The following is a 12424-nucleotide window of genomic DNA, read 5'->3' on the forward strand; positions in this document are numbered from 1 at the left end:
CCGCTAAGGTCAGCCAGCATCGATCTTATCCAATCGGGAGGCGGAATAGCTGCTCGTGCGCTCAGATCCCTGTCGTGCTTGAGCGGTCAACGCAACAGGCAATGGGCACGCCGGCGAGCGATGCGGTGCTGACTTGTCGGACCCGCGTGGTGTCATGCCGCCATGCCATACACGTGGGACGCACAGGCGCGGGTTGTTCTGACGCCAGGCTTTCGCGGGGTGATACGGATCCTCGGCGGCCCCGGGACGGGAAAGAGCAGCCTGCTGGTTGATGCCGCAGCCGCTCACATCGCGGCCGGCGTCGATCCGGAATCGGTTCTCTTGCTGACAGGCTCCGGTCGCATCGGGACCCGCGCGCGCAGCAAGCTGACGACGACCTTGCTCCAATCCCGCACGTCTGGTCCCTGCCGTACCGCGGTTCGCGAACCTTTGGTTCGTACCGTCCACGGCTACGCTCATTCGGTATTGCGCCGGGCTGCCGACCGCGCGGGCGGCGCGCCCCCGCGGCTGGTCACCTCCGCCGAGCAGGACGCCATCATCCGCGATCTGCTGGCTGGTGACCTCGATGACGGGCCGGCTGCTGCCACCACCTGGCCGGCGCATCTGCTGCCCGCCCTGAGTACGGCCGGATTTGCCACCGAGTTGCGAAACCTTATGGCGCGCTGCGCTGAACGTGGCGTGGAACCGGGCGAGCTGGAGCGGCTGGGACGCCGGTGCGGGCGCCCGGAATGGTCTGCGGCCGGCCAATTCGCCCGGCAGTACGAGCAGGTCATGTTGTTGCGAGCGGCAGTCGGGACAACTACGCCGCAGGCGACGGTGCCGGCGTTGGGTGCCGCCGAACTGGTCGGGGCGGCTCTGGAAGCCCTCGCGGCCGATCCCGAGTTGCTGGCCGCCGAGCGAGCGCGGGTTCGGTTCCTCTTGGTGGACGATGCTCAGCAACTCGACCCGCAGGCAGCTCGTTTGGTCGGTGTGCTGGCTGCGGGCGCTGAGCTAGCTCTGGTCGCCGGTGACGCCGACCAGGCTGTGTTTGGGTTCCGCGGCGGCGGGTCGGCCGGATTGTCCGCCGCCAGCGGGTGGCCGCGTCAGGCCGACGAAGGTCTGGCGGTGAGGTTGACGGTGTCGCATCGGTGTGCCCCTGCCGTGGCACGCGCCATCACTGGAATCGTCAGTCGGCTACCTGGCGGCCACGTGGGGCGGCGGATCGAAGGCACCGGGACCGATGATGGGTCGGTGACGGCGCGCCTGGCGGCGTCAGCGCACGCGGAGGCCGCCATGATCGCCGACGCGTTGCGGCGTGCGCACTTGATGGACGGAGTGCCGTGGTCGCAGATGGTCGTCATTGTGCGATCGGTACCGCGCGCCGCGGCACGTTTGCCCCGCGCCTTGGTTGCTGCCGGGGTTCCCGTAGCCGTCCCCGGAATTGGCGGGCCGCTGGCGCAGGAGCCCGCGGCGAGAACGCTGCTCACGGTCCTCTCGGCGACCGCTGACGGGCTCGATGGCGACCACGCTCTGGAGCTGCTGACGGGGCCGATCGGTCGCGTCGACCCAGTCTCGCTTCGCCAGCTGCGCCGGACGCTGCAGCGTGTCCAGGGTGACGACGGCTCCGCCAAACTCGGCGATCTGCTGGTTGCGGCTCTCACCTGCGAGGCGCCCCTCTCGGGGCCGCAACTTCGGCCGTTGCGACGGGTGCGTGCCGTGCTGGCGGCGGCGTCGCGGTGTCACGGCTCGGGTCATCTCGGGGCACACGATCCGCGGTACACACTGTGGGCGGCGTGGCGAAGATCCGGTCTGCAACGTCGTTGGTTGGCGGCCAGTGAACGCGGGGGCTCTATCGGCGCCCAGGCCGTCAGGGACCTGGAAGTAGTAACCGCGTTGTTCGACGTTGCCGAGCGCTATGTTTCACGCACGTCTGGAGCGTCATTGCGCGGACTTGTCGAGCACGTAGCGGCACTGCAGCTGCCGCGGGTCAGTCCAGAACCGGTATCCCAGACCGAGCAGGTCAGCGTGCTCAGCGCCCACGCCGCCCTCGGCCATGAGTGGGATCTAGTGGTCATTGCTGGTTTGCAGGACGGCTTGTGGCCCAACACTATTCCGCGCGGCGGCGTGCTCGGCACCCAGCGGCTTCTCGATATGCTCGATGGTGTCGGCGAATATGCTTCGGCGCGGGCCCCGCTGTTGGCCGAGGAGCGCCGGCTACTGGCGGCTGCCATGGGTCGTGCACGGCGTCGGTTGCTGGTGACGGCTGTGGATGGCGATGCGGGAGCCAATGGCCGAGAAGCCGCGTTGCCGTCGCCGTTCTTCTTCGAGATCGCTCGATGCACCGACGGCGACGGCGATTCCAATGCAGTCCAGCCGATCTCGGCGCCGCGGCTATTGTCGGCCACTGCGGTCGTGGGTCGCCTGCGTGGCGTGGTGTGTGCTCCCGCGGGCGCGGTGGACGACGCTGCTCGCGCCTGTGCGGCAACGCAATTGGCTCGGCTGGCCACAGCGGGGGTACCGGGTGCCGCTCCCGACGGGTGGCACGGTCTGATCCCGATCAGTACCCGCGAACCGCTATGCGACAACGGTGATGTGGTCACGTTGGCACCGTCGGCATTGCAGGCCCTCATGGACTGTCCGCTCCGCTGGCTGGTTGAGCGTCATGGCGGTACCAACGCGCGTGAACTGCGCTCCACGGTCGGCTCGGTGCTGCACGCGCTCATCGCCGAACCCGCCAAGAGTGAAGCTCAGCTGCTAGCCGAATTGGACCGCGTATGGACGCTGCTCCCGTTTGCGGCTGGGTGGTATTCGGCCAATGAGCTTGCCCGGCATCGTGGGATGATCCAGGCGTTCGCCGCATGGCGGGAACAAACCCGAGGTGAGTTTCGCGAACTCGGCGTCGAGGTCGACGTGGATGGAACCCTGGTGGCACCAGCTGATGGCGGCGAGCGACGTGGAGAAATCCGGATACGCGGCCGAGTGGATCGGCTGGAACGCGACGCGGCGGGCCGGCCGGTCGTCGTCGACATCAAGACCGGCAAGACACCGGTCAGCAAAGACGACGCCCAGCGCCACGCCCAGCTGGCCATGTATCAGCTTGCGGTGGCCGAAGGATTCGTACCCGGCGGCGACGAGCCGGGCGGTGCGCGGTTGGTCTATCTCGGCAAGAGCGGCACCACCGGCGCCACCGAACGCCAACAGGATCCACTCACTCCGGCGGCCCGCCAGGAATGGCTCAACCTCATCGGCCATGCGGCCGCCGCTACCTCGGGACCGCAGTTCGTCGCCCGGCGCAACGACGGTTGCGCCCACTGCCCGATGCGACGGTGCTGTCCGGCCCACGCCGCGGGATCAGCGCCGTGACCTGCATAGCGGCACGCTACAGTCCGGATGAATTAGCTTGTGCATTAGGACTTTTCCCGCCCACCGACGAGCAGGCCGCCGTCATTTCCGCGCCGCCTGGCCCGCTGGTCGTCATTGCGGGTGCCGGTGCCGGCAAGACCGAGACGATGGCTGCGCGGGTGGTGTGGCTGATCGCCAACGGCTACGCGGAACCCGGCCAGGTGCTGGGACTGACATTTACCCGCAAGGCCGCCGGCCAGCTGCTGCGCCGCGTCCGGTCCCGGCTGGCCCGGTTGGCTGGCATCGGCCTTACCCCGGGTGTCGCGGCAGCACCGGATCCGATGGCCGAACCGACGGGCACGCCGGTGGTCAGCACCTACCACGGCTTCGCAGGTGCGCTGCTCCGGGACCATGGGCTGCTGTTGCCAATCGAGCCGGATACCAGGTTGCTCAGCGAAACCGAACTGTGGCAGTTGGCTTTCGACGTCGTCAATAGCTATGGCGGTGAGCTCAGCACCACCAAGACACCGGCCGCGGTCACGTCGATGGTGCTTCGGTTGTCGGGTCAGCTCGCTGAACACCTGGTTGACACCGGGCAGCTTCGCGACACCCACGTCGAGCTGGAGAGGCTGGTGCACGTCCTGCCCGAGGGTTCGCACCGTCGCGATCGCGGCCCCAGTCAGTCGCTGTTGCGGATGTTGGCTACCCAGACCGAGCGCGCCGAGCTGGTGCCGTTGCTGGACGCGCTGCATCGGCGGATGCGCGAGAGGCGGGTGATGGACTTCGGTATGCAGATGGCGGCGGCCGCGCGCTTGGCAATCGGGTTCAGCCAGGTGGGTCTCGACCTGCGCAGTCGTTTCCGGGTAGTGCTGCTCGACGAGTACCAGGACACCGGGCATGCGCAGCGGGTCGCGTTGTCGGCGCTCTTCGGCGGCGGTGTTGATGACGGATTGGCGTTGACGGCCGTGGGGGACCCGATTCAGTCGATCTACGGCTGGCGCGGCGCCTCGGCGACAAACCTGCCGCGGTTCAGCACCGATTTTCCCCTATCCGACGGCACCCCCGCGCCGGTTCTGGAGCTGAGGACCAGTTGGCGCAACCCGCCGCGGGCGCTGCGCGTGGCCAACGCGATTTCGACTGAGGCGCGACGGCGGTCGGTTGCGGTGCGCGCGCTGCGTGCGCGTCCAGACGCCTCGCCGGGTACCGTGCGCTGCGCGCTGTTGTCCGACATTCAGGCCGAACGTGAGTGGATCGCAGACCACGTTCAGCGGCTATACCGACGAGCCCAGTCCGACGGTGTCGACCCGCCGACCGCCGCGGTATTGGTACGCCGGAACGCCGATGCCGCGCCGATCGCCGATGCGTTGCGCGACCGCGGCATTCCGGTTGAGGTGGTCGGGCTGGCTGGCCTGCTGTCCATCCCCGAGGTTGCCGACGTCGTGGATATGTTGCGACTGGTTGCCGATCCGACGGCCGGGGCCGCGGCGATGCGGGTGTTGACCGGTCCACGATGGCGGCTGGGTGGCCGCGACCTCGCGGTGCTGTGGCGTCGTGCGCTGGCTCTTAGTACCGGACCCGGGGCACCATCTGCTTCCCGGGCAGGCGCGAGCGAATCGCTTTCGCCCGGGTTGGTCGCTGCGGCGGCTAGTCCGGACGTTGACGCGGCGTGTCTGGGCGACGCCATCTGTGACCCGGGTCCAGCCAGCTGGTATTCGGTGGCAGGGTACGAGCGCATCGCAGCGCTGGCGGCTGAGTTGACCGCGTTGCGCGGACATCTGAGTCATCCGCTGCCCGACCTGGTTGGCGAGGTGCGTCGCGTGATTGGCGTCGATGGTGAGGTTCGCGCGGCGTCAGCGAGCCTGGGGGCGGCCGCCTGTGCCTGGTCTGGCGCCGAGCATCTCGACGCCTTCGTCGATGTGGTCGCCAGTTACTGCGATCGCACGATCGGTCTCTCAGGCACCGTTTCGGTAGCGGGTCTGTTGGCCTATCTGGACGTGGCCGCGGTGGTGGAGGGTGGTTTGGCACCCGCGCAGTCCCCCGCAAGTGGCTGGTGCCCCCAGGGCGTTGCCTCTGATCGGGTCCAGGTGCTCACTGTGCATGCCGCGAAGGGTTTGGAGTGGCGGGTGGTGGCCGTGGCGCACTTGTCGGGGGGGACCTTCCCGTCGACGGTGTCGAGAAGCACCTGGCTGACCGACGCGACCGAGCTGCCGCCGCTGCTTCGAGGTGACCGCGCCTCGGGCGCCGCGCTCGGCATCCCGATTATGGACCTCTCGGATGTCGTCAATCGAAAGCAGCTGTCGGACAAGATCTCCGAGCATCGTGGTCAGCTCGACCAGCGGCGTCTGGACGAAGAGCGCCGGCTGTTGTATGTGGCGGTGACTCGGGCTGAAGACACGCTGCTCGTATCCGGTCACCATTGGGGTGCCACCGGAATCAAGCCGCGTGGGCCGTCGGATTTCTTGTGTGAACTCAGAGATGTCATCGAATGTTCGGCTGCGGCTGGCGATCCGTGCGGAGTCGTCGAACTGTGGGAGCCGGAGCCCGCCGACGGGGAGAAGAACCCGTTGCGTGGCAATGTTGTCGAAGCTGCGTGGCCTGCTGATCCGCTGGGATCCCGCCGCGGGGATGTGGAACGCGGTGCGGCTTTGGTGGCTGCCGCGATGGCCGGCGACGTGGGCGGCGGCAACGCTGACGTCGACGGTTGGGCCGCTGACGTCGATGCGCTGTTGGCTGAGCGTGCGCGTGCTGCGGGGGCACCACCTGCCTGCGGAGGAGCACCCGGGCGCGCCCTGCCCAGTCAGTTGTCGGTCACCGGACTGGTCGAGCTGGCGCGTGACCCCACCGGAGCGCCGCGGCGGCTGATGCATCGTTTGCCGACGCGCCCGGACCCGCATGCATTGCTGGGCAACGCTTTTCATAGCTGGGTTCAGCAGTTTTACGGCGTCGAGCTGCTGTTCGATCTGGGGGACCTTCCGGGTGCGGCCGACTCCCATGTGGGCGATACCGCGGAGCTAGCCACGTTGCAGGCGTCCTTTGCCGCGTCGGCCTGGGCGGCGCGAACTCCGGTCGCGGTTGAGGTGCCGTTCGACATGCCAATTGGCGATACCGTCGTGCGCGGCCGCATCGATGCGGTGTTCGCCGATGTCGATGGCGGCGCCACGGTGGTGGACTGGAAGACCGGTGAGCAACCGCACGGGCCGGATGCTATGCGGCGGGCGGCTGTCCAGCTTGCCGTTTACCGGCTGGCGTGGGCCGCGTTGAGCGGATGCCCGCAATCTTTGGTTCGCGCCGCCTTCTACTACGTGCGCACCGGAACCACGGTGATCCCCGATCGGTTGCCTGATCCCGTCGAGCTGGAGGCCCTGCTGGCCGACTCCGGTCGCCCGTGAGATGTCGGACCGTGGTTACATGTTTGTCGTGCGTGTGTCATGCGCCGGGCAAGGCCGATGATGGATTTCCGTGGCAAAAGGTAGTTGGCGGCGGCTGCGGCGTCTTGACGAGACGTTGACCGCCCAGCCCAGCTACGCGCTTGTCGGGGTGCTGCGCATTCCGGCGCGACTGACCAGTCCAGCTCGCGTTATTTCGCGGCGGGTGGCCATCGCTGTGGTGGCGCTGTTGGTCGTCGCATTAGTGGTCTACTTTGATCGCGACGGGTACCGGGACTCGCAAGGTGATGCGCTGGGCTTTCTGGATTGCCTTTACTATTCGGCGGTCACGCTGTCGACGACCGGGTACGGCGACATCACCCCGATTTCGAACTTTTCGCGCGCGGTCAACATCTTCGTCATCACGCCGCTGCGCATCGCGTTCCTGATTTTGCTGGTCGGGACGACCCTCGAAGTCCTCACCGAAACATCGCGGCAAGCACTGAAGATCCAGCGTTGGAGGAGCAGAGTGCGCAACCACACCGTCGTCATCGGCTACGGAACCAAGGGCAAGACGGCCGTCGCCGCGATGCTTGGCGACGAGGTCGTCCCGGGTGAAATCGTCGTTGTCGACACCGATCATTCGGGCCTCGAGCGCGCCGCGGCCGCCGGCCTGGTTACCGTGCACGGCGACGCCACCAAGTCCGACGTGCTGCGATTGGCTGGTGCTCAGCACGCCTCGGCGATCATTGTGGCCACCAATCGAGACGACACTGCGGTGCTGGTCACCTTGACGGCCCGGGAGATTGCGCCCAAGGCCAAAATCGTGGCGTCCATCCGGGAGGCCGAGAACCAGCACCTGCTGCTGCAATCAGGTGCGAACTCGGTCGTGGTTTCCTCGGAGACGGCTGGTCGACTGCTGGGCATTGCGACCAACACGCCCAGCGTCGTGGAGATGATTGAGGATCTGCTGACGCCGGACGCCGGCTTGGCCATCGCCGAACGCGAGGTCGAACCGGCCGAAGTGGGCGGGTCGCCTCGGCATCTGCGCGACCTCGTGCTGGGCGTGGTGCGCGATGGCCGTCTGCTCCGCATCGGTGCGCCGGAAGTGGATGCTATCGAGGCGGCCGACCGGTTGCTTTATGTCCGCACCCCGGGGCACTAGTGGTGATCGCAAGCGCGGCGGGTCGTCACGGAGGTACTTAGCGTGGATTTCCGGTTGCGAAACGTTCCGCTCTTGTCACGCGTCGGCGCCGACCGGGCCGACCATCTGCGTACTGACCTCGACGCGGCGATCGCCGGATGGGCAGATGCCGCATTGTTGCGTGTGGATTCACGTAATCGAGTTCTCTTAGCCAACGGTCGGGTGGTGCTTGGCGCGGCAATCACGCTGGCGGACAAGCCACCGCCAGAAGCGGTCTTCCTGGGCCGCATCGAGGGCGGACGCCATGTTTGGGCAATCCGTGCGGCGCTGGAACCGCCCGACGATGATGAGCCGGACGCCAAGGTCGTTGACCTTCGTGGGCTGGGCTTGATCATCGACGACACGAGTAGCCAGTTGGTGTCGTCGGCGACCGCATTGCTGAACTGGCATGACGGCTCCCGATTCAGCGCCTTGGATGGGACGCCGACCAAACCGGCCAGGGGTGGCTGGGCACGAGTTAACCCGATTACCGGTCACGAGGAGTTCCCACGTATTGACCCGGCGGTGATCTGCCTTATTCACGATGGTGGCGATCGTGCGGTGCTGGCTCGTCAGGCGGTGTGGCCGGAACGAATGTTCTCGCTGCTGGCTGGATTCGTTGAGGCCGGCGAGTCGTTCGAAGTCTGCGTCGCCCGGGAGATCCGTGAGGAAATCGGACTAGACGTTCGCGACGTGCGTTATCTGGGCAGCCAGCCATGGCCGTTTCCGCGCTCGCTCATGGTCGGCTTCCATGCCCTGGGCGACCCGGATCAAGACTTTTCATTCCACGATGGCGAAATCGCCGAAGCTGGGTGGTTCACCCGCGATGAGGTGCGCACCGCGCTTGAGGCCGGCGACTGGACCAGCAGCTCACGGTCTAAATTGCTGCTGCCCGGTTCGATCTCGATTGCCCGCGTGATTATCGAGTCGTGGGCGGCTCGCGAGTGAAGCAGCGTGCTACTGGTCGTGGTGCGGCATGACGTTGGTGGCAACGAAGAACGCCAGGCGACACAGCTGTGCCAGCTGTCGCCGAAGCAGCCACCGACGAATGCGTCCAGTGGCTTGACCGCTGGGCAGACCGCTGTGCCGGGCCTTGTAGTGGCTGGTTAGATCGGACCCGCTGACCACATTCGCTACAGCATCGCTGCGCTGCGGGAAGTTTGGAGGATATCGGCATGACTGACAAAGAGACTCAGACAACAGGCGGCCCGAGCGTTGCCCGATATGACGCCCTTCGCAAGTATTTGACCGAGCTGATCGGGATGTTCGTCTTCATGTTCGCCGTACTCGGCATCGTCGCGTCCGGGGCCAGTCCCGCCGCGAGTGCCATTGGCGTCGGCTCGGTGCTGATGGTCATGGTTTACGCAGGCGGGCATGTTTCTGGCGGCCACTTCAACCCGGCGGTATCGATCGCTGCCACTCTGCGTGGCGCTCTGCCGCCGCGCGACCTCGCTGGCTATATCGTGGCGCAGCTGGCCGGGGCTGTTCTGGCCTACCTCGTGGGCTTCGGAGTGTGGCACGAGAAGTACTCGGTCGGCGGCGGCGACCTTACCGGCCATGTTTGGGCCGCCCTCCTCGTGGAGCTGGTTTTTACCTTTGCGCTCTGCTATGTGGTCCTGCATACCGCCACCAGTGAAGATCACGCGGGCAACAGTTTCTACGGCCTCGCCATCGGCTTCACCGTGGCCGCCGGAGTGGTTGCGGTTGGCGACATTTCCGGTGCCGCGTTCAACCCGGCCATCACGTCAGGCTTGATGCTCTCCGGGTTTTTCTCGTGGAAGTTCATCTGGGTCTATCTGGTAGCGCAGGTCACCGGTGCAATCGTTGCCGCCTATGCCTACCGGACAGTCAGCCCCGACCCGAGAGGCGCCGAGGAGCAGTAGATCAGTGCGATCACGCGCAGCGCACGCACCCAGCCCACAACCGGAGGTACGTTGATGGATTCCCGCTAGGATAACCCGTTGAGCCCGTTCTGGCCCAACAGGAGCCCGCCGACCCCTCCGGTGCCGGGGCTGCCCGCGGCGTTGCCGGTGCCGCCGTTGCCGCCGTTGCCGCCGGTGCCGATCAGCCCGGCGTTGCCGCCGACGCCTCCGGCCCCGCCCAAGCCGCCGCCGGTGTCACCATTGCCGCCGGCGCCGCCGGCCCCACCGCCGCCCTGCAACTGACCGCCGGTGCCGCCAGCACCCCCGGCCCCCCCGCCAGCGGTCCGGCTGATCCCTCCGGCGCCGCCGGCCCCGCCGTTGCCGAGCCAGCCGGCGCTGCCGCCGATCCCGCCGTCCCCTCCGTTGCCGGCACTTCCGGTTCCGCCGAATCCGCCGGCCCCGCCGCTGCCGAACAGCAGGCCGGCGGTGCCGCCGGCGCCGCCGGTCCCACCGACCGCACTGCCGGCTCCACCGGCCCCGCCGGCCCCGCCGTCGCCGAACAGCCCGCCGCCGGTCCCACCGGTTCCGCCGGCCCCGCCAAGTCCGAATCCGAATCCACCGGTGCCGCCCGCACCACCGGTGCCGGCGAGCGGCCCCGCGCTGCCGCCGGCACCGCCGGCTCCGCCGGGTCCGCCGGTTCCGCCTGTTCCGCCGTCGCCGCCGCCGGCGCCGAGAAGCCCAGCCAGCAGGCCGCCGGCCCCGCCGGTCCCACCGGCCCCACCGGCGGCCGCACCGGGCTCGCCGGTCCCGCCGGTCCCGCCGGCCCCGCCCGCGCCCCACAGTCCACCGGCTCCGCCGCCGCCACCTGCTCCACCGACCCCGCCGCCGAAGCTGCTGAACCCGCCGGTCCCGCCGGCGCCGCCGTCGCCGAACAGCCAACCGCCAGCGCCACCGTCGCCGCCGGCCCCCCCGTCGCCGATCGATGAGCTGGCGCCGGCCCCGCCGGTGCCGCCTGCGCCCCACAGGCCGGCGGCACCGCCGGCCCCGCCGGACTCGCCCATGCCCGCTGAGCCGGATCCGCCGGCCCCGCCATCGCCGAGCAGCCACCCGCCGGGTGTGCCGTTGGCCCCGCTGCCGGCAGCTCCGGGGGTGCCGTTGCCGATCAGCGGGCGCCCGGTCAGCTCCTGAATGGGGGCGTTGATCGCGCCCAGTGCTTGCTGCTGCAGGGTATGCAGCGGCGAGGTGCTCGCCGGGGCGTTGAATCCGTCCAGCCCCAGCAGCAGCCCGCTGATCCCACCAGCGCCGGTGCCGCCGGCGGTCGCGCCAGTGCCGCCGATACCGGCGTTACCGCCGTTGCCGATCAGCACCCCGTTGCCACCGGTACCCCCGGCACCGCCGGTCATGGTGCCCTCCCCGCCGGCACCGCCGGCACCGCCGTTGCCGATCAGCTGGCCGCCGGCGCCGCCGGCCCCGCCGGCACCCCCGTCGTTGGTGTCGCCGAATCCTCCGGCCCCGCCGACCCCGCCGTTGCCCAGCCAGCCGGCGTTTCCGCCGGCCCCGCCGGCACCGCCGGTTTCGCCGGCCCCGCCGGCCCCGCCGAGCCCGCCGGCCCCGAACGCCCCGCCGGTGCCGCCGACCCCACCGGAACCCCCGTCGCCACCAATCCCGAATCCGCCGGTACCGCCGGCCCCGCCGGCACCGAACAGTAGCCCGGCATTGCCGCCGGCCCCGCCGGCCCCGCCGCCGCTATTGCCGGCCCCGCCGACCCCGCCGGCCCCGCCAGGGCCGCCCAACAGGCCAGCATCGCCGCCGGCACCACCGGCGCCCCCAGTGAAAGAGGCTGCCCCGCCGGTGCCGCCGTTGCCGCCGCCAGCGCCGAGGAGCCCGGCCAGCAGTCCACTTGTCCCGCCGCCCCCACCGGCCCCGCCGGACCCGCCGAACGATGCTCCGCCGGACCCGCCGAGTCCGCCGGCGCCCCACAGCCCGCCGGCCCCGCCGACCCCACCGGCACCCCCATCACCGGCTTGGCCGAATCCGCCGGCGCCGCCGGTCCCGCCGGCGCCCAACAACCAGCCACCGGCCCCGCCAGCTCCACCAGCCCCACCGTGACCCGCGGCGGCGGTACCGCCAGCCCCGCCGGCGCCGCCGGTGCCCCACAGCCCGGCCGCTCCGCCGGCCCCACCGGGCAGCCCTGCCGCACCGGAGCCCCCGGCCCCACCGTCACCGATCAACCAGCCGCCCGGGGCCCCATTGGCGCCGGTCCCCGGGGCGCCGTTGGCGCCGTTGCCGATCAGCGGGCGCCCCGTCAGCGCCACACTTTGCGCGTTGACCGCAGCCAGCAGGTCCTGTGTCACCGACTGGGCAGGGGCCGCCATCGACGCGGCGGCGGCGGCCTCGGCGCCCGCGTAGGCGCCCGCACCGGCGGTCAACGTCTGCACGAACTGTTGGTGAAACCCCGCCGCCTGGGCGCTGAACGCCTGATAGGCCTGGCCGTGGCCGGAAAACAACGCCGCAACTGCCGCCGACACCTCATCCTGGGCTGCGGCCGCGATCTGTGTGGTCGAGGCCGCCGCCCCGGCATTAGCCGCACTCAAAACCGAGCCGATCCCGGCCAAGTTCGTTGCCGCTGAGCCCACTATCTCAGGCATCGCGATCACAAACGACACGTGCCACCTCCCGACAGCGCTTGTTGC

6 protein-coding genes are annotated in these 12424 nt (G+C 69.3%); 5 read left to right on the top strand and 1 reads right to left on the bottom strand.

Annotated elements, in window-relative coordinates; genetic code table 11:
• The first annotated feature begins 162 nt into the window (after nucleotides 1-162).
• The 5 genes from F6B93_RS05810 to F6B93_RS05830 all read left to right on the top strand — a co-directional run bounded on the left by F6B93_RS05810 (nucleotide 163) and on the right by F6B93_RS05830 (nucleotide 9752).
• Nucleotides 163-3342 carry an ATP-dependent helicase gene (locus F6B93_RS05810; protein ID WP_246541014.1) on the top strand — a complete coding sequence of 1060 codons (3180 nt, stop codon included), beginning with the start codon at nucleotides 163-165 and terminating at the stop codon, nucleotides 3340-3342.
• Nucleotides 3339-6710 (top strand): ATP-dependent helicase, encoded by a 3372-nt coding sequence (locus F6B93_RS05815; protein ID WP_425518498.1) that lies wholly within the window; start codon nucleotides 3339-3341, stop codon nucleotides 6708-6710. Before F6B93_RS05810 ends, F6B93_RS05815 begins: the two co-directional genes overlap by 4 nt.
• A 70-nt stretch (nucleotides 6711-6780) precedes the next feature.
• Entirely contained in the window at nucleotides 6781-7851 is a 1071-nt protein-coding gene (locus tag F6B93_RS05820; RefSeq protein WP_211698247.1) for a potassium channel family protein, read from the top strand.
• Between the two features lie 42 nt (nucleotides 7852-7893).
• The gene (nudC, locus tag F6B93_RS05825; RefSeq protein WP_211698248.1) at nucleotides 7894-8817 is read left to right on the top strand and encodes an NAD(+) diphosphatase; all 924 of its coding nucleotides are present in this window, start codon (nucleotides 7894-7896) and stop codon (nucleotides 8815-8817) included.
• 227 nt (nucleotides 8818-9044) lie between these two features.
• On the top strand, nucleotides 9045-9752 hold the full coding sequence (locus tag F6B93_RS05830; RefSeq protein WP_211698249.1) for an MIP/aquaporin family protein: 708 nt from the start codon (nucleotides 9045-9047) through the stop codon (nucleotides 9750-9752).
• Nucleotides 9753-9817: 65 nt separating this feature from the next.
• Here the strand turns inward: F6B93_RS05830 and F6B93_RS05835 are convergent, their stop codons facing one another.
• Complete coding sequence (locus F6B93_RS05835) at nucleotides 9818-12397, bottom strand: PE family protein (RefSeq protein ID WP_211698250.1); 2580 nt, start codon at nucleotides 12395-12397, stop codon at nucleotides 9818-9820.
• Nucleotides 12398-12424: the final 27 nt, after the last annotated feature.

Source organism: Mycobacterium spongiae (assembly GCF_018278905.1).
Classification (GTDB): domain Bacteria; phylum Actinomycetota; class Actinomycetes; order Mycobacteriales; family Mycobacteriaceae; genus Mycobacterium; species Mycobacterium spongiae.

Bases quoted from the DNA above. Each gene is read 5' to 3' on its own strand.
- F6B93_RS05810 (WP_246541014.1), top strand. From the start codon at position 163: ATGCCATACACGTGGGACGCACAGGCGCGGGTTGTTCTGACGCCAGGC.
- F6B93_RS05830 (WP_211698249.1), top strand. From the start codon at position 9,045: ATGACTGACAAAGAGACTCAGACAACAGGCGGCCCGAGCGTTGCCCGA.